The sequence below is a fragment of the Swaminathania salitolerans genome, from assembly GCF_007988945.1.
Classification (GTDB): domain Bacteria; phylum Pseudomonadota; class Alphaproteobacteria; order Acetobacterales; family Acetobacteraceae; genus Swaminathania; species Swaminathania salitolerans.
In genome coordinates this window covers 1-18,016 of sequence record NZ_BJVC01000001.1, presented here as the reverse complement: position 1 = coordinate 18,016, position 18,016 = coordinate 1, and the positions used below count along the sequence as shown (strand labels likewise).

Sequence of the window (18,016 nt, the reverse complement as noted above, 5' to 3'; positions counted from 1 at the left end):
CGCCATCGAATATTATCCCACTCTACCGGTGTATATTTTATAGAACCCGGTAGCCTCTCGACTCCTCTTCCGGACGACATCCATGAAGCTCTATCATTTCCCGCTTTCCGGTCATTCGCATCGCGCCGCCCTCTTTCTCACGCTTTGCGGCCTGCCTTTCGAGATCGTCCCCGTCGATCTTGCCAGGGGCCAGCAGAAGGAAAAGGACTTCCTCGCGCTCAATCCGTTCGGCGAGGTTCCCGTCCTCGTTGACGGCCAGCACGTCATAGCGGACTCCCACGCGATACTGCTCTATCTCGCGCGCAAGACAGGACCTTCGCACTGGTACCCCGAAGATCCTTGCACGCAGGGAGAAATCCAGAAATGGCTCGCCGTTTCTGCCGGCAAGATCGCTTATGGCGTCTGTACGGCGCGACTCATCACCCTGTTCGGCGCGCAGGACGACGCGGAAAAAGCGATCGCCCTTGCCCATACGACCCTGAAGGTCATCGAACAGAGGCTCGGCGCAACCGACTGGATTGCCGGAACTCCCGCACCGACCATCGCCGATATCGCGCTATACAGCTATGTGGCCGTCGCCCCCGAAGGCAACGTCTCCCTGATCCCCTATCCTGCCATACGCCACTGGCTGTCCCGCCTCGAACGTCTCCCCGGGTTCGTACCCATGCCCCGCAGCAAGGTCGGAATGAGCGCGGAATGCTGACCGGCACGAGACAGAAGGGATCGGGACTCAGTATCCGGCTTCTCGGTCGATCCCGGTCGGAACGATCCCCCGATCGAAGAAAAGCTGAAGATTGGCGGCAGCGAGATCCGAAGCACTCCCCGTCCGGGTCGGTGCCGATATATGCGGCAGAACGGTCACGCGAGGATGCCGCCACAGAGGATCGTCCGGCGGCAGCGGCTCGACATCGAAGACATCGAGCACCGCGTGACCCACATCCGCACGATCCAGAGCGCGAAGCAACGCAGCCCGGTCGATAATCGGCCCACGCGCGAAGTTGATGAGCGCAGCTCCCTTCCTCAATTGCCCGAACCGCCAGTCATCGAGAAGATGCCGCGTCTGGGGCGTAAGCGGCAGAAGAACCACGACCACGGCGCTTTGCTGTAACACAGCCTCCAGCCCCGAAGGCCCGTTCAGGACACGGAACTCCGTTCCGGCCCATGGTCTGCGGCTCCAGCCGGTCACGGGAAAACCGTTTTCGGCAAGCTTGCGCGCGGCGGCAAGACCGAGCCGCCCCATGCCGAGAATGCCTATGGGACGGTCCCGGGGCAGAACGAGAGGATGCTGGACCCATCTCGCTTCCTCCTGTTGAACACGATAACGCGGCATGTCGCGATGCAGGTAGAGCGTCCAGGCCAGAACGGCCTCCGCCATGGTGGTCGCGAGCTGCGGATCGGTCATCCGGACGATTCTTATGCGCTCGTGCGGCAACTCCGAAACCAGCTGCTCCACACCCGCCCACAGACTCTGCACCCATTCCAGCATGGGGAGCCGACGCAGCATCTCGACATCGGGATTGGCGACGACTGCAACACGCGCCGTTCGTCTTTCCCCCTCGGTCATGTCCTCGACCGGCATGACCCGGATCTCGCGCAGCCTCGCATTGAGCGCGTCGAGACTTTCCCGACGCTCCCGCCCGGTAATCCGTCCGACGAACGGAACGACGACTGTCATGATCGTCCCACCCGCTTGCGGGTGGCAGGTGCCGCTGGCTTACGCCGCCCGGCTTTTTCCGTCTCTCCCTCTTTCCGGGTTACCTGCTTCCCGGCCTGTTTCTTTCGACCGGCGGTCTTTTCCGGGGCATCCGTCCGGATGTCGCCCCCGGACGCCCGATGCGGAAGCAAAGGCGCCAGGAAACGCCCCGTATGGCTCCCGGCTGTCGCTGCGATCGTCTCCGGCGGCCCCTCGGCCACGATCCGACCGCCACCATCGCCCCCTTCGGGTCCGATATCGATCAACCAGTCCGCTGTCTTGATCACATCGAGATTATGCTCGATCACCAGCACCGTGTTGCCCTGATCCACCAGCGCATGCAGCACTTCCAGCAGCTTGCGGACGTCTTCCGTATGCAATCCCGTGGTTGGCTCATCCAGTATATAAAGCGTTCTACCGGTTGCGCGACGCGCCAGTTCCTTCGACAGCTTGACGCGCTGCGCCTCCCCGCCGGAGAGGGTCGTCGCCTGCTGCCCGAGCGCGACATAGCCGAGGCCCACCTGCTGCAGGATCGCCAGCCTGTCGCGGATACGCGGCACGGCGTGGAAAAAGGGCAATGCCTCATCCACCGTCATGGCGAGAACATCGGCAATGGACTTGCCGCGAAACTTCACATCGAGCGTTTCGCGATTATAGCGCTGGCCCTTGCATGTATCGCAGGTCACGAAAACATCCGGGAGGAAATGCATCTCGATCTTGAGAACGCCATCGCCCTGACAGGCCTCGCATCGCCCTCCCTTGACGTTGAAGGAGAACCGCCCGGGCTTGTAGCCCCGCGCCTTGGCCTCGGGAAGCTCGGCAAACCAGTCCCGTATCGGCGTGAACAGATCCGTATAGGTCGCAGGATTCGAGCGCGGCGTCCGTCCGATCGGCGACTGGTCGATATCGATGATCTTGTCGAGATGACCCACTCCCTCGAGTGCCCTGTACGGAAGCGGTGACTGGTTCGCGCCCATGAGCTCGCGCGAGAGCGCCTTGTAGAGCGTATCGACCACAAGCGTGGACTTCCCGCCGCCCGATACGCCCGTGACCGCCACGAAACAGCCAAGCGGAAATTGCGCCGTGACATCCTGCAGATTGTTCCCGGTGGCACCGACCAGCCGGAGCATCCGGTCCCGGTCCCACATGCGCCGCTTCTCGGGCACGGGGATGACTCTCCGGCCGGACAGATAATCCCCGGTGATGCTGTCCGTGTTCCTGGCGACCTCCTCGGGGCGACCGACCGCAATCACCTGTCCTCCCCGGGCCCCGGCACCCGGCCCCATATCGATCAGCCAGTCGGCAGCCCGGATCGCATCCTCGTCATGCTCGACCACGATGACCGTATTGCCCAGCCGCTTGAGCCGATCCAGCGTTCCCAGAAGGCGCTCGTTATCGCGCTGATGCAGTCCGATCGACGGCTCGTCCAGAACATACAGCACCCCGGTCAGACCCGAACCGATCTGGCTCGCCAGCCGGATACGCTGGCTCTCGCCCCCCGAAAGCGTTGCCGAACCCCGGGAGAGCGTCAGATAGTCCAGCCCCACATCGTCCAGAAACCGCAGCCGGTCGAGAATTTCCCTCAGGATACGCCGCGCAATCTCGACCCGCTGCGGCGTCAGGGAGGCCTCGACGCCCTCGAACCAGCGCAGGGCCTTGCGAATCGTCAGATCGGAGGCCTGCGCGATATTCATGTTATTGACCCGGACGCAAAGCGCTTCCGGCTTCAACCGTGCCCCGTGACAGGCATGGCAGGGCACCTCGGACTGATAACGCGAGAGCTCCTCTCTCACCCACATGCTATCCGTCTCCGCAAGACGGCGCTGGAGGTTGCGCAGGACGCCCTCGAACGGTTTCGTCAGTTCATAGGCCCGCTTGCCATCACGATAGGTGAACCGGACCGGTTCGTCGCTCCCCTGCATCAGCGTATCGCGAAACGCCGCTCCGAGCTTTTTCCACGGAGTCGTCATTTTCTCGCCGTAGTGGCTGGCGAGAGCCTCGAACGTCTGATCGTACCAGGGCGATCTGGCATCTCGCCAGGGCAGGATCGCCCCTTCCGACAGGGAAAGCGTTTCGTCGGGCACGATCAGACGTGCATCGAAATGCGTCTCCGTTCCGATCCCGTCGCAGACCGGACAGGCGCCCATCGGCGCATTGAAGGAAAACAGCCGCGGCTCGATCTCCTCGAGCGTGAAGCCGCTGACCGGACAGGCGAATTTGGCCGAGAAAACGATATGCTCGCGTTCGCCTTCCTCTCCCGCGCGGTGCAGCTGCTCGGCATAGGCCACACCGTCGGCGAGACCCAGCGCCGTCTCGAAGCTGTCGGCCAGACGCGGCTCGATCCCCGGCTTGACCACCACGCGATCGACCACGACCTCCACCGTATGGCGCAGCTTGCGATTCAGATGGGGTGCCTCGGCAATCTCGTAGATCTCGCCATCGACCTTTACCCGCGTAAATCCCTTGCGTTGCAGTTCCGCGAGTTCCTTGCGGTATTCCCCCTTGCGATCGCGAATGACAGGGGCAAGGAGCATCAGCCTTGTGCCTTCGGGCATCGTCATTACGCGATCGACCATCTGGCTCACGGTCTGGGCCTCGATCGGCAGGCCGGTCGCAGGAGAATACGGCACGCCTGCCCGCGCCCAGAGGAGGCGCATGTAATCGTGAATCTCGGTGATGGTGCCCACGGTCGACCGGGGATTTTTCGATGTCGTCTTCTGCTCGATCGAAATCGCCGGAGAAAGCCCTTCGATCGAATCCACGTCGGGCTTGCCCATCAGCTCCAGGAACTGTCGCGCATAAGCCGAGAGACTCTCGACATAGCGCCTCTGCCCTTCGGCATAGATCGTGTCGAACGCCAGAGAAGACTTGCCCGAGCCAGACAGACCCGTGATCACCGTCAGCTGGTCCCTGGGAATATCGGCATCGATATTCTTCAGATTGTGTACGCGCGCTCCGCGCACACGGATGGACTGGTTGTACGGCAGATCGGACATCGGCACCACGCGACAGAAACAGGAAAGGAAAAACGGGGATCGGGAAAACCGGAACGTTTCGAGACCTATGTAGGATTTCCCCTCGGAGGATTAAAGTCGGGCCTGACGAAGCCCCGGACGTGACGACGGCGCATTGCTGGGGTAAGATAACGCGTTTTTCAGTATGTAAGGTCGGTCGCCATGGCAGGAAGTGTGAACAAGGTCATTCTGGTGGGAAATCTGGGCCGCGACCCGGAAACACGGAATGCCCAGTCCGGAGCCAAGATCGTCAACCTGACGGTGGCCACTTCGGAGAGCTGGAACGATCGCGCATCCGGCGAGCGCAAGGAGCGCACCGAGTGGCACCGCGTGGTGATCTTCAACGAGCGTCTTGCCGATGTGGCCGAGCGCTTCCTGCGCAAGGGACGCAAGGTCTATCTCGAGGGCCAGCTTCAGACCCGCAAATGGACCGACCAGTCCGGTCAGGAGCGCTACACGACCGAGATCGTTCTCGACCGTTTCCGTGGCGAGCTCACCCTGCTCGACAACAACCGCGATGGCGAGTCCGGCGGTGGCATGGGCGGCGGTTATGAAAGCGGTCCGTCGCGCTCCTATGGCGGCGGCAACGCACCGGCCCGCAGCAGCGGCGGCATGAACCAGTCCCCCGCGCGCGGCTCGGGCGGCAATAACGGTGGCGGCTGGGACGCACCCGGTGGCGATCTGGACGACGAGATCCCGTTCTGATCGCCCCCTCTTCCGCCCCTCTCCCTGATCGACACACGAACAAGACGGACCTGCCTTGACCGACCTGACGCCGCCAGCCGCTCCCTTTGACCAGATCCCGGTGACCATCGAGGAGGAAATGCGCTCCTCCTACCTCGCCTATGCCATGTCGGTCATTGTCTCGCGCGCGCTGCCGGATGTGCGTGACGGTCTCAAGCCGGTCCATCGCCGCATCCTCTACGCCATGCGCGAGAGCGGCTTCACCTCCGACAAGCCCTATCGCAAATCGGCCCGCGCGGTCGGTGACGTCATGGGTAAATACCATCCCCATGGCGACAGCTCGATCTATGACGCCATGGTGCGTATGGCCCAGTCCTGGTCCATGCGCGTCCGTCTCATCGACGGTCAGGGCAATTTCGGCTCGGTCGATGGCGACAGCCCGGCCGCCATGCGTTACACCGAAGCGCGTCTGGCCAAATCGGCATCCTTCCTGCTCGACGATATCGAGCGCGACACGGTCGATTTCCAGCCGAACTACGACGAAAGCGAGAGCGAACCAAAGGTTCTGCCCGCCGCCTTCCCCAATCTACTGGTCAATGGCGCCTCCGGAATCGCGGTCGGCATGGCGACCAATATCCCGACACACAACCCCGGCGAAGTCATCGACGCGACGCTCGCCCTGATCGAGAACCCCGAGGCCACGCTCGACGATCTGATGAAGATCATCCCCGGTCCGGATTTTCCGACAGGTGGCATCATCATGGGCCGCCGTGGCATCCGTCAGGCCTTCGAGACGGGCCGTGGCTCCGTTCCCATGCGGGCGCGCGCCGAAATCGAGGATATCCGCAAGGATCGTCAGGCGATCGTCGTCACCGAGATTCCCTATCAGGTGAACAAGGCGACATTGCAGGAAAAGATCGCCGATCTCGTCCGCGCCAAGGAAATCGAGGGTGTTTCCGATATCCGCGACGAGAGCGACCGCTCGGGCATGCGCATCGTGATCGAGCTCAAACGCGACGCGACACCCGAGGTCGTGCTCAACCAGCTCTATCGCTTCACCCAGCTTCAGACCTCGTTCAGCGTCAACTGCCTTGCCCTCGATGACGGCAAGCCCCGCACCATGGGGCTCAGGGACGTTCTGGAGGCCTTCATCCGCTTCCGTGAAGACGTCATCCTGCGCCGGTCGCGCTTTGACCTGAACAAGGTGCGTGATCGCGGGCATCTGCTGGTCGGCCTCGTCATCGCGGTCGCCAATATCGATGAGGTGATCGCTCTCATCCGCAGCGCCCCCGATGCCGCCACTGCACGCGAATCCCTGATGGCCCGCGCCTGGAACGCCGCCGATGTGCAACCGCTCATCGAACTGATCCATGACGAAGGCAATGTCATCGTCGATGGCAAGGTCCATCTGACTGAAGTGCAGGCCCGCGGTATTCTCGAACTGCGCCTGCAGCGCCTGACCGGTCTGGAGCGTGACAAGATCCAGGGCGAGCTGAGCGAGGTCGCCACCAAGATCAACGAATTGCTCGAAATCATCGGCAGCCATGTCCGTCGCATGGAAGTCATGCGTCACGAGCTGCTTCTGGCCCGCGCCGAAATCGCCACGCCGCGTATGACCGAAATCTCGGATGCGCTGGGCGACCAGTCGGATGAAAGCCTGATCGAACCCGGCCAGATGGTCGTCACCATCACACGTGACGGCTTTATCAAACGCACACCGCTCGAAATCTTCCGTGCCCAGAACCGTGGCGGCCGTGGCCGTACGGCCGCGGGGCGTCGCGGTGACGATGTCATCGTCAACAGCTTCAACGCCCACACCCATCAATGGGTCATGTTCTTCTCATCGGGCGGCAAGGCCTATCGCGAGAAGGTATGGCGCCTGCCAGAGGCCTCCCCCACCGCAAAGGGTCGTGCCCTCGTCAATCTCCTGCCCGACCTCGGCACAGATTCGATCACGGCCATCCTCGCTTTGCCGCAGGAGGAGGAGCAGTGGGAAGATCTGCACCTCGTCTTCGCAACGGCCAGCGGCAATGTCCGACGCAACCGCCTGAGCGATTTCAGGAACATCCGCGCCTCCGGCCTGATCGCCATGAAGCTCGATGAGGGCGACAGCCTGGTCGGGGTTGCCACCTGCCGCGAGGGTCAGGATGTATTCCTTGCCACGCGCAAGGCCCGCTCCATCCGCTTCCAGATCACCGATGACACGCTGCGTGTCTTCGCCGGGCGCGACAGCTCGGGCGTACGCGGCATCCGCCTCGCCACAGGCGATGAGGTCAATTCGCTCTGCATCCTCAACCATGTCGATGCCAGCGTCGAGGAACGCTCCGCCTATCTGCGCGCCGCGAACGCCAGACGCCGCGCTGAAGCCGCAGCCAATGCCGCGGGCACCGAGGAGGAGATCGAGGAGATCGCCTCCGATGAGACGCCTGACGAGGCCGATGAAGCCATCGATGCCAGCGATCTGACGCAGGAGCGATTCGACGAGCTCGCCGCTCAGGAAGAAATCCTGCTCACCGTCACCGATGCCGGATTCGGTCGCCGCTCCTCGGCCTATGAGTATCGTGTGAGCGGTCGTGGCGGTCAGGGCATCGCGAACATGACGCTCACCAACCCCAGACGCGGTCGCGAGGTGGTCGCCACCCTGCCCACGCTCGACGGTACGGATGTCATGATGGTGACCGATGTGGGACGCCTCATTCGCGTCCCGGTCTCGCAGGTGCGCGTCATGGCTCGTCAGGCCAGCGGCGTCACCCTGTTCCGCGTCGGCGCAGAGGAACGCGTGACCAGCATCTTCCCGGTTGCGGAATCCGAAGGAACGGAAGCGGACGATGCCGAAACCTCGCTCGAGGAATCGGATGCCGCGACAGCGAACGCACAGGAAACCGCGTCTTCGGCAGATGCCCCCTCGGAAGCGCCCGGCGACACAACACCGGATGACAGTGCAAACTGACGTCTCCCCGAACGACGAACGTGTCGGGTTCTATCCCGGCACCTTCGATCCGTTCACTCTGGGCCATCTCGATATTGCCCGTCGCGCGCTCAGCCTCGTCGATCGTCTCGTCATCGGGGTATCGCTCAACCCGGGCAAGGCACCGCGTCTGCCTGTCGCGGAGCGCTGCGAGGCGATTGCCGAGACCTTTGCCCGGGAAAATATCTCCAGGGTCCAGGTCGCGTCGTTCAACACCTTGATGGTCGATGCTGCACGCGCGCACGGGGCGCAATTCGTCATCCGGGGGCTGCGTTCGGAATCGGACCTGACGAGCGAGATGCCTATGGCCGCCATCAATCGGCGCCTGGCCCCGGAACTGGAGACCGTCTTTCTCACCGCGCGCGAGGAGCATCGTCTGATCGCCTCGAGTCTCGTGCGTGAACTGCTGGTCTATGGGGGCGATATCCGTCCCTATGTGCCCGAGAATATTGCCCGGCGTCTCTTGTCCAATCCCGCAGAGAAGCCGACATAGGCCGCGTGGCCTCTCAGGGCTCCGCAAAACAAAAGGATAGAAGTCAATGTCCGAGACCAAGAACCGCCTCGTCATGAAGCTCAAGACCGGCGATGTCGTGATCGAACTCCGCCCCGATCTCGCGCCCCTCGCCGCGGAGCGTCTGCGCACCCTTTCCGAGCAGGGCTTCTATGACGGCGTGAAGTTCCATCGCGTCATCGAAGGCTTCATGGCTCAGGGTGGCGACCCGACCGGCACCGGCTCGGGCGGCAGCGACCTTCCGGATCTGAAGGCCGAATTCACGCGTGAGGCGAAGTTCGAGCGCGGCACGCTGGGCATGGCACGCACCATGAACCCGAACTCGGCCAATAGCCAGTTCTTCATCATGTTCCAGCCCACCCCGTCGCTCGATGGCCAGTACACCATCGCAGGCCAGGTCGTTTCCGGCATGGAGCATATCGACCAGATCAAGCGCGGTTCTGGCGCTTCCGGCATGGTGCAGGATCCCGACACCATCATCTCCATGCGCCCCGAAGCCTGAATCGGGCCTCGCGGCCCTAAAGCCGAACGAAAACCGACTGAACCCCATTCAGTCGGTTGACGGCCTCTGGCGCATATTGTAGCCAGACGCCTCATGTGAACCGGTAGCTCAGCCGGTAGAGCATTCGACTTTTAATCGAATGGTCGTGGGTTCGAGTCCCACCCGGTTCACCACTCCCCATAAAAATAGTGTCATCGGCAAAGCGCCCTATGGCGGCGGATTGCGATACCCGTGCAGCACAAGTCTGCGCCAACAAGAATCCGATGAATCGTGACAATTGCGTCACATATGCACAGCTTCTATCGGCTGGTCCTATAATCCGCATATTCAGAATAGAACACAGCGTATAGATTGCGAGAAAATAAACGAGAACTCCCTGTTGGAGCCATTATCTTGCGTTATATACGGCGTATAGTCCCGATGTTCGCTCTATTTCTATGGGGGTCGGCTGATTACACAGCCGCCGCCACGTCCCTCCCGCCCGGCCCGGCTATTCTTGGTTTTGATCGAGATCTGATCTTCCGGGATAAGCAGACAAACATTGCCCATATCAGCGTCCGTGACAGCTATGGGATCAATGACGCGATGGAAGCGGGCGACAGATCCCGCATCGAGAGTCTTCGCGCGGTGGTCGCCTCAGAGCAAAATGCCTCGCCGATACGCAAGATGATGATCGCGCTATGTGATGCCGCAATGGCGCGTGTAGACGGCGATTTCGCCCGTTCATCCAATATCATCCTGCAAGCTCTTCATGAGGCCGGGAGATTCGGGGACCTTTCCCGGACGATCAATCCCATCCAGATCATGCTGCGCAACATCCATATCGGCAATCTGATGTTGATGGGCCGCGTCCGTGACTGGGCCGAAGAAACAGGGAACCTCCAAACCGGCTTCTATGCGCCTGTCAGGGCCTACTATAATATTCCTGACCTCGAATTTCGGAATATGGACTTCCTCAAGCTCTCCGTACCGGCCCATGCAATTCCGGACTCGACTCTCGAAGGGCCACCATCGGATTCTGTCGATCTGGACCCGTCCGAGAGCCAGTTCGGGGATCAGACCGCAATTTCAGCAAAGGCAACCGTACTGATCGACGGCTCGCCTGCCACAGCCACTTTCGGCACCGCGACCGTCATTGGCTCCGTCCCGTTTTCTTTACAACGGGATCATCACTGGCCTGTCATTGGCCGTCTGGCCGGAAGCAGGGATTCATCACCCGACCCACGCACCGAGACAGTCGTTCTCATTCCCTCCATCAAGATCGGACAGACTGTCCTGACAAACCAGATCATGACAGTGACCCATTCGGAGACGGTGCTGATCGGGCTGCAACAACTGAGCCGTCTGCGTCACCTGACGATGACCAGCCGTCGCCTCAGCTTTGGGTCCTCAGCACCGATTTCCTGCAATCTGAGGCCTGTCGTCAGTAGCTTCAGATCTGGGGTCAGTATGTTTCTTCTGTTTCCCGTATCCTATGCCCGAGGCGATACACAGGCAATTATCGGAACCGAAGACAATGCTCCCGATCTCCTGACTGTCAACATCACCAGCTTCTCCGGCAAAATGGCGCATCGCAGCAGAACAGAATATCTCGGCACATCCTATGGTCAACGAGCCCATGAGACGTTCACGCAAAACGACACTATCGAAGTCGCCGGGAAAAGCCTGCGCTCGAGCGTGAGATACCAGATCGGCGACCCGGCCGACCGGCCTGTTATCTCAATGGCAGCTCTCAAGACGCTGAGTTTCTCCCTTGACCTGCCCGAGAGCATGGCCTGCCTGCGCTAAGCAATCATTCCCCCTGCCAGAAGGCAGGGGGAAAACGCCTCTCCTTGGCAAACCCTGAAAGACCGGACGCAGCCGACATCCTGTTCTACCGCTTCGCAACCCGCCTCACTCATGCGTCTAAACGGGATTCCTGAACATGCGCCTGTCTCGACTGCTTCTTCTCACGACCATAATTGCGGCGCCTCTGCTCTTTCCTGCTTACACCGCCCGCGCTGGTCACTCGCCACCAGGTACGGCAAAAGGGCCGGTTCATTTCTTCGAGCCAGACCTGCTGAGCATCGACAGGCGAGGCAGGACGACACTCGCTGCAAGCGATACCCGAGATATCCTCTCCACTCTTGAAGCAGGAGATACCGGCCGACTGAGCGCAATAAGAAAGTCCCTCGAAAAAGCTCCTGGCCCTGAACCGGCTTTCAATGTGATGTTGCTCGCCCTGTGCGATGCCGCCATGGCCCGGACGCAGGGTGACCTCTTCCGGGCCGATCACATTATCCAGGAGGCTCTGCACCGTGCAGCACCGTGGAGCAACCCGGCCCGAAGCGTTAATCCGTTCAATTTCATGCTGGTCACATTCCTGACCGGCGACCTGCTTCTGGAAAACCGCCTTCCCGCATGGGCGGGCGGAAAACTCTTCATCGACCGCGCCTTTCGTGCGCCCCTCATTGCCTATTACGACAAACCGGGCCTCGTTCTCACGGACCTCGATCAGGTCACCCTCACAGTTCCAGAGTCAGCCATACTCCCGATCGAGGTCAAAGGGCCACGCAGTGATCAGGTCTCTTTCAATCCATTCCAGACGCTGATCGATGGTGTAACAACGGCGACGGCCGGTACGATAATCGATCTGGACGGCAGTCCGGTACATGCGATCATCAATACAGGCAGTGTCCTGGGGGCTGTACCGCAGGCTATGCAGCGCAGTCATCACTGGCCGGTAGTCGGCACTGTCTCATCACTGCGCGACGATACGATACAGGCAGAAAAAGCCGACCTCGTGCAGGTCCCGAGCCTGACACTTGGTCATACAGTCTTTCGCAACCAACTCATGATTGTCGCGAAAACCAGCCACGCCGTTATCGGCCTCCAGTCGCTCGGCGTACTGATCCATGTTGTCATGACAGATCACGGCATGAGTTTCGGCCCTGATGCTCCGTTTTCCTGTCATCGTCAGGCTTCACTTCAGTCGGATATCGGGGGGCTCAATGCCGCGTTCCTCCTTCCAGTCTCCTATGACGGCCAGCATCGCATGGCTGCCCTGATGACAGGAGACAACTCCCCTGAGCCGCTCGTCATCCAGCGTCCCACGCTCACCACTCAAGCCGGTATAAAGGCCACGCAAAAATTCGAGACCGCTACCGGCATGATCCGTGAAAGTGCGATCCTGCGCAGCACTGCCCTGCGCCTGGATCATCACAATGTGCAGGCCCGCATACGCTATCGAGTCGGGGATTCCACAAAACCCCCAGTCCTGACCATGTCCGCCCTCGAAGGCGCGAAGCTCTCTTTCGACCTGCATCAGGGTGTTGCCTGTCTGGACTGACGACGCTGCCCTCAAATCGGGAGTTCAAGGTCCGCCTTTACCTCTTCCATCACGGTATAAGTATGCGTCTGTCGCACTCCCGGCAGACGTGTAAGCGTCTTGCCCAGAAAGGCACGATACGCATTCATGTCCCGCACCCGTGCCTTCACCAGATAATCGAACCCACCCGCCACCATGTAGCATTCGCTCACCTGTGGCATGGCCCGCACAGCCTTCGCGAATGAGTCGAAGATATCGGCACTCGTGCGATCCAGCGTCACCTGCACAAAGACCAGTAATCCCAGATTGACGGTCTCAGGGTCCAGACGCGCCATATAATTCCTGATCACCCCGGAATGTTCGAGCTTGCGGACGCGCTCAAGCGTCGCTGCAGGACTGAGGTTCACCAGCCTGGCGAGCTCCACATTGGTCATACGACCGTCCTTCTGGAGGATTCTTAGAATCCTGCGATCGATCTCATCCAGCGCCATCACTTCCCCCGAATGATATTCGGTAAAACTCCCTCTAAGAGAATTATATACGGCCCTATCACCATTCTTCCATAACTCATTTGGTGCAAATCACCATAAGGGATCATAAACAACCAGCAACGATATGGCCTGTGATGAACGCACCCTTTGCCGCCTTCCGCACGATCGCTCCCGAACGTTCCGCCTTGCGTCAGGCAATCACCGACCATACGCGTGCCCCAGAGCCCGAACGCGTGGCAGCATTGTCCATTGACGCAACACTGACGCCTGCACAGGAAGCTGCTTCGCGCGCCACTGCCCGCAAACTGGTCGAGGCGCTGCGCCGCAACGGCACACCCGGGCTCGTGCAGGGTCTCATCAGGGAATATGACCTGTCCTCGCAGGAAGGCGTCGCCCTGATGTGCCTCGCCGAGGCCCTGCTGCGCATCCCCGATACCGCAACACGCGACGCCCTGATTCGCGACAAGATCGCCAAGGGCCATTGGCAGGGACATATCCGCAAGGGAACGCCACTTTTCGTCAACGCCGCCACCTGGGGGCTGATCGTCTCGGGTGGCTTTCTTTCGACCACACAAGCCAAACGACTGCCGCAGACACTCGACACCCTGCTCAAGCGCTGTGGCGAGCCTGTCATCCGTCGCGGTGTCGATATGGCCATGCGGCTCATGGGCGAGCAGTTCGTCACAGGTCAGACCATCGACGAGGCTTTGAAAAACGGCCGCAAGCTGGAAGAAAAAGGCTACCGCTACTCCTACGACATGCTGGGCGAGGCCGCGATGACGGCCGAAGATGCCGAACGGTACTACCGCGATTACGAGCGCGCCATTCATGCGATCGGCAAGGCCTCGAACCGTATGGGCGTCTATCGTGGCCCGGGCATTTCCATCAAGCTCTCGGCCCTTCACCCACGGTATGCCCGCCTGCAGCGCGAGCGCGTGCTGACCGAGCTTCTGCCGCGCGTCACCCAGCTTGCCCGTCTCGCCTGCGCCTACGATATCGGTTTCAATATCGATGCCGAGGAGGCGGATCGTCTCGAGCTCTCCCTGGATCTTCTCGAGGCCCTGTGTTTCGACGAAACGCTCAGAGGCTGGAAAGGCATCGGATTCGTCGTTCAGGCTTACCAGAAGCGCGCGCCCTTCGTGCTGGACTGGGTGATCGACCTTGCCCGCCGCAGCGGCCACCGACTCATGGTCCGTCTGGTCAAGGGTGCGTACTGGGACAGCGAGATCAAACGCGCCCAGACCGATGGCCAGAGCGATTTCCCCGTCTATACCCGCAAACTCCATACCGATATCGCCTATATCGCCTGCGCGAAAAAACTGCTGGACGCGCCGGACGCCATTTTCCCGCAATTCGCCACCCATAATGCGCAGACCCTCGCCAGTATCCACGCTTATGCCGGGCCGGGTTTTTCCGTCGAGCGCTATGAGTTCCAATGTCTGCACGGCATGGGCGAGGGCCTCTATGACGAGGTCGTCGGACCCCGAAAACTCGACCGCCCCGTACGCATCTACGCGCCGGTCGGGACGCATGAGACGCTTCTGGCCTATCTGGTTCGTCGCCTTCTGGAAAATGGCGCGAACTCCTCCTTCATCAACCGTATCCAGGACGGGTCGATCTCCGTGGAGGAGCTGAGCACCGATCCGGTTACCCTCTCGAAGGCGACACCACCGGGTTATGTCGTTCCGCTCCCCCATGCGCTTTACGGAACGGAGCGGGTGAATTCGCAGGGCCTCGATCTGTCCGACGAAAACACCCTGCGCCGGCTCGCCCGCGTCTTTCTCGACGCCGGTTCGCGTCCGGCATCCATCCGGGAAACCCCCGCAGAAAAAAGGCGCGATGCGGAAATGCCTATCCGCAATCCCGCCAACCGGGACGATCTCGTCGGACATATCGCGTTCCTGGATGGGTCCGGAATCGGGAACGCGATCCAACGCGCAGAAGCCGCCTTCCCGCACTGGCGCGATATCCCGGCCGCACAACGCGCTGCTCATCTCGAGAAAACGGCGGATCTGCTTGAAGCCGAAATGCCCAGTCTCATGGCACTCATCATGCGCGAGGCAGGCAAGACCCTGGCCAATGCCGTTGCCGAGATACGCGAAGCCGTCGATTTTCTACGCTACTACGCAGCTCAGGCGCGCGGCCCCCTGCAGACTGCGACGCCCCTCGGTCCGGTCGCCTGCATCAGTCCCTGGAATTTTCCGCTGGCCATTTTTCTCGGACAGGTTTCCGCCGCCCTCGCCGTAGGAAACACCGTTCTCGCCAAGCCCGCCGAAGAAACGCCTCTGATCGCGCGCGAGGCCATCCGCCTTCTGCACGAATCCGGTATTGCGCAGGATGTCGTCCAGCTCATTCCGGGCGAGGGGGCGGCGGGTGCACAGCTCGTGAACGATCCCCGCATCACCGCCGTGCTTTTCACAGGCTCCACCGACGTGGCCCGTCTGATCCAGAAACAACTCGCCGGACGGCTGAACCGCGACCTCACCCCTGTACCGCTCATTGCCGAAACAGGAGGCCAGAACGCGCTCATCGTCGACAGCTCCGCCCTGACGGAGCAGGTCGTCACCGATGTACTGGCCTCGGCCTTCGACAGTGCAGGCCAGCGTTGTAGCGCCTTGCGTCTGCTTTGCGTGCAGGAAGAAAGCGCCGATCGTCTGATCACCATGCTCGAAGGCGCCATGAGAGAACTTCGTACCGGCACGCCTGAACGTCCCGATACGGATGTCGGTCCGGTCATCAGCGCCGAAGCCCGGGCCATGATCGCCGAGCATATCGAGACACTCAGGCAGCGAGGACATCGCGTCTATCAGACCTCCCTCGCACCGGAAGCCGGTACAGGCACCTTCATTCCTCCGACGCTGATCGAGATCGATGCCGTCTCCGACCTCAGGAAAGAGGTATTCGGACCCGTTCTTCATGTCCTGCGCTACCGGCGAGAGGATGTCGCCAAGGTCATGGAGGCCATCAATGCCACAGGCTACGCGCTGACCTTCGGCATTCACTCCCGCATCGACGACACGATCGAGACCCTGAAGCGGCAAAGCCATGCGGGAAACATCTACATCAATCGCAATCTCGTGGGGGCCGTCGTAGGCGTGCAACCTTTCGGCGGGCACGGCCTCTCCGGCACGGGGCCGAAGGCAGGCGGTCCGCTCTATCTGCGTCGTCTTCTCGCCCGACGCCCGGCCCTTCCCGCAGACTATGCCGCGCCGCTTCCCGATGACGCCCGGCTTTTTGCCGACTGGATGGCGACATGCCTACCGGAGACCGCGCGTGCTGTTCCCGACACGACATTGCTGGGTCTTTCCCTGTCTCTGGCAGGGCCGGTGGGCGAGTCCAATCTCTACAGTCTGGCGCCCAGAGGGACGATCCTCTGCGCCGGCCCGACACAAGGCGATCTCTGCACGCAGATTCTCGCAGCGCTCGCGACGGGCAATCGCTGTGCCGTGCCAGCCGCGCTTTCGGACATGCTGCCCGCGCTACCCCCCGGTCTCGGCTCCCTCATCCTCAGAGCGGAAACCGTCGAGACCCTCGACCTGGCCCTGGCCAACGGAGACGAGGCGTTCCGTCGCACACTCGGTGCCGAACTCGCCGCGCGTTCCGGTCAGATCGTTTCCCTGCATACGCCTGATACGAAGGGGGACTACCCGCTCGAATGGCTGGTGCTGGAATATGCATGCAGCACCAACACCACCGCTGCCGGGGGAAATGCTGCCCTGATGGCGCGCGTCTGAAACAGATCCCGCCGGAACCTTGCGCTCCGGCGGCGCTCAGACGGATTCTGCGATAAAAGCGGCAACCTTTTCAGGGTAAACGACCTCGGCATCATGCGGCACGGCCTCGGAGCGATAATGCCAGTCACTCCGACTGCGCGCATAAGCCCGACTGGGCTCGATCGAGGCGAGCGCCGGATTCTCATAAGCGATATAGGTCACCGGCAACCCTTCTCCCGGTGGATGGCTCAGCCGAACCGGAGTTTCATAGGTGCCGACCGGGTGGGGCCGCAGATGAGAGACGAACCAGCGCCTGCGCTCCGTATCCGGAATAGGAAGCGCGGATTCGGGCGGAACAGGAAACGCAACATCGGCCCCTCTCGTATGGGCGCGCTCGCGTCGGCTCGTCGCCATGCCTGCAGGCAGGATATCGAACGCCGTTTTTCCATCCTGCGCGATCAATGCATCGAGATAGATCAATCTGGCGATCCGCTCTCCCAGCCTGTCGGCCACGCAGGTCGCCACCATGCCGCCATAAGAATGCCCGACCAGCACGATATCCCGCAGATCGAGCATGTCGATGGTGGCGACGATATCCTGGATATGGGTCTCCAGCGTGATCTCATGAGACAGAAGATGCGCCCGGTCCCCTGTTCCGGTCAGCGTCGGGGCGATCACATCGAACCCGCGCGCGACCAGCAAGGGAGAGACGAAACGCCAGACCCACCCTCCGCAATTCAGCCCGTGAATCAGCATAACGGGTCGACGCATCGGCTCTCCCTCGGCGACGGACATTCCTCCAAGAGCGGCGGCAAGAGGAAGCCCTGCCAAAATCTCACGACGCTGCACGGTCCGCCTCCCTGCCACTGCGGAGCGCTGATCCTTTCATAAAAACAGAAGACGTCTCAAGCATATGCCGCAATATTTGCCGTTCTTGTGATGTACAGAACAGATCACGGAGCCCTTGTTGCCGCACGCCTACGGTACGCGCGTAGGGGATCTCGCTCGAATTCCGGGTTTTACGGCTGCTCTTCCGACATCGCTTCGCTTCTGCCCTACCCCGCGCTGTTTGTGTCAGGGAGACTGTGAGGGACGAAGCATAGAGAGGGGAGCGTGCGCGTGACGGGACGCGT

General features: G+C 61.3%; 12 protein-coding genes and 1 tRNA gene. 9 read left to right on the top strand and 4 right to left on the bottom strand.

Annotation, left to right across the window (positions count from 1 at the left end; all coding sequences use genetic code 11):
- The first annotated feature begins 82 nt into the window (after positions 1–82).
- The gene (locus tag SSA02_RS00065) at positions 83–703 is read left to right on the top strand and encodes a glutathione S-transferase family protein (RefSeq protein WP_147091913.1); all 621 of its coding nucleotides are present in this window, start codon (positions 83–85) and stop codon (positions 701–703) included.
- A 27-nt stretch (positions 704–730) separates the two neighbouring features.
- On the opposite strand, the gene SSA02_RS00060 is transcribed toward SSA02_RS00065, so the two are convergent.
- Positions 731–1,675: a 2-hydroxyacid dehydrogenase gene (locus tag SSA02_RS00060; protein WP_147091912.1), complete on the bottom strand. Its 945-nt coding sequence runs from the start codon at positions 1,673–1,675 to the stop codon at positions 731–733.
- Positions 1,672–4,689 carry an excinuclease ABC subunit UvrA gene (gene uvrA / locus SSA02_RS00055; RefSeq protein WP_147091911.1) on the bottom strand — a complete coding sequence of 1,006 codons (3,018 nt, stop codon included), beginning with the start codon at positions 4,687–4,689 and terminating at the stop codon, positions 1,672–1,674. The genes SSA02_RS00060 and uvrA overlap by 4 nt, the downstream gene beginning before the upstream one ends.
- 180 nt (positions 4,690–4,869) lie before the next feature.
- On the opposite strand from uvrA, the gene ssb reads away from it, so the two are divergent.
- From ssb to SSA02_RS00020, 7 genes are all read left to right on the top strand, one after another.
- The gene (gene ssb, locus SSA02_RS00050; protein WP_147091910.1) at positions 4,870–5,412 is read left to right on the top strand and encodes a single-stranded DNA-binding protein; all 543 of its coding nucleotides are present in this window, start codon (positions 4,870–4,872) and stop codon (positions 5,410–5,412) included.
- A gap of 118 nt (positions 5,413–5,530) precedes the next feature.
- A complete protein-coding gene (gene gyrA, locus SSA02_RS00045) occupies positions 5,531–8,341 on the top strand; it encodes a DNA gyrase subunit A (protein ID WP_246103597.1) in 2,811 nt (936 codons plus the stop codon).
- Positions 8,325–8,852, top strand: coding sequence for a pantetheine-phosphate adenylyltransferase (gene coaD / locus SSA02_RS00040; protein WP_147091908.1), 528 nt, complete (start codon positions 8,325–8,327; stop codon positions 8,850–8,852). Before gyrA ends, coaD begins: the two co-directional genes overlap by 17 nt.
- A gap of 46 nt (positions 8,853–8,898) precedes the next feature.
- Entirely contained in the window at positions 8,899–9,372 is a 474-nt protein-coding gene (locus SSA02_RS00035) for a peptidylprolyl isomerase (RefSeq protein ID WP_147091907.1), read from the top strand.
- 97 nt (positions 9,373–9,469) lie between these two features.
- Positions 9,470–9,545, top strand: a tRNA-Lys gene (locus tag SSA02_RS00030).
- Positions 9,546–9,792: 247 nt separating this feature from the next.
- Positions 9,793–11,160 (top strand): hypothetical protein, encoded by a 1,368-nt coding sequence (locus tag SSA02_RS00025; RefSeq protein ID WP_147091906.1) that lies wholly within the window; start codon positions 9,793–9,795, stop codon positions 11,158–11,160.
- Positions 11,161–11,296: 136 nt separating this feature from the next.
- Complete coding sequence (locus SSA02_RS00020; protein ID WP_147091905.1) at positions 11,297–12,700, top strand: hypothetical protein; 1,404 nt, start codon at positions 11,297–11,299, stop codon at positions 12,698–12,700.
- Positions 12,701–12,711: 11 nt separating this feature from the next.
- On the opposite strand, the gene SSA02_RS00015 is transcribed toward SSA02_RS00020, so the two are convergent.
- On the bottom strand, positions 12,712–13,170 hold the full coding sequence (locus SSA02_RS00015) for an Lrp/AsnC ligand binding domain-containing protein (protein ID WP_222591040.1): 459 nt from the start codon (positions 13,168–13,170) through the stop codon (positions 12,712–12,714).
- Between the two features lie 134 nt (positions 13,171–13,304).
- Here SSA02_RS00015 and putA point away from each other — a divergent pair, with 134 nt between their 5' ends.
- The gene (gene putA, locus SSA02_RS00010; RefSeq protein WP_147091904.1) at positions 13,305–16,904 is read left to right on the top strand and encodes a bifunctional proline dehydrogenase/L-glutamate gamma-semialdehyde dehydrogenase PutA; all 3,600 of its coding nucleotides are present in this window, start codon (positions 13,305–13,307) and stop codon (positions 16,902–16,904) included.
- A 36-nt stretch (positions 16,905–16,940) separates the two neighbouring features.
- On the opposite strand, the gene SSA02_RS00005 is transcribed toward putA, so the two are convergent.
- The gene (locus SSA02_RS00005; protein ID WP_186807595.1) at positions 16,941–17,654 is read right to left on the bottom strand and encodes an alpha/beta fold hydrolase; all 714 of its coding nucleotides are present in this window, start codon (positions 17,652–17,654) and stop codon (positions 16,941–16,943) included.
- Positions 17,655–18,016: the final 362 nt, after the last annotated feature.

Excerpts from the sequence above, each read along its gene's own strand:
- SSA02_RS00025 (WP_147091906.1), top strand. The coding sequence starts at position 9,793 with ATGTTCGCTCTATTTCTATGGGGGTCGGCTGATTACACAGCCGCCGCC.
- ssb (WP_147091910.1), top strand. The coding sequence starts at position 4,870 with ATGGCAGGAAGTGTGAACAAGGTCATTCTGGTGGGAAATCTGGGCCGC.
- SSA02_RS00015 (WP_222591040.1), bottom strand. The coding sequence starts at position 13,170 with ATGGCGCTGGATGAGATCGATCGCAGGATTCTAAGAATCCTCCAGAAG.
- putA (WP_147091904.1), top strand. The coding sequence starts at position 13,305 with ATGAACGCACCCTTTGCCGCCTTCCGCACGATCGCTCCCGAACGTTCC.
- SSA02_RS00065 (WP_147091913.1), top strand. The coding sequence starts at position 83 with ATGAAGCTCTATCATTTCCCGCTTTCCGGTCATTCGCATCGCGCCGCC.
- gyrA (WP_246103597.1), top strand. The coding sequence starts at position 5,531 with ATGCGCTCCTCCTACCTCGCCTATGCCATGTCGGTCATTGTCTCGCGC.
- uvrA (WP_147091911.1), bottom strand. The coding sequence starts at position 4,689 with ATGTCCGATCTGCCGTACAACCAGTCCATCCGTGTGCGCGGAGCGCGC.
- SSA02_RS00035 (WP_147091907.1), top strand. The coding sequence starts at position 8,899 with ATGTCCGAGACCAAGAACCGCCTCGTCATGAAGCTCAAGACCGGCGAT.
- coaD (WP_147091908.1), top strand. The coding sequence starts at position 8,325 with ATGACAGTGCAAACTGACGTCTCCCCGAACGACGAACGTGTCGGGTTC.
- SSA02_RS00060 (WP_147091912.1), bottom strand. The coding sequence starts at position 1,675 with ATGACAGTCGTCGTTCCGTTCGTCGGACGGATTACCGGGCGGGAGCGT.
- SSA02_RS00005 (WP_186807595.1), bottom strand. The coding sequence starts at position 17,654 with ATGCGTCGACCCGTTATGCTGATTCACGGGCTGAATTGCGGAGGGTGG.
- SSA02_RS00020 (WP_147091905.1), top strand. The coding sequence starts at position 11,297 with ATGCGCCTGTCTCGACTGCTTCTTCTCACGACCATAATTGCGGCGCCT.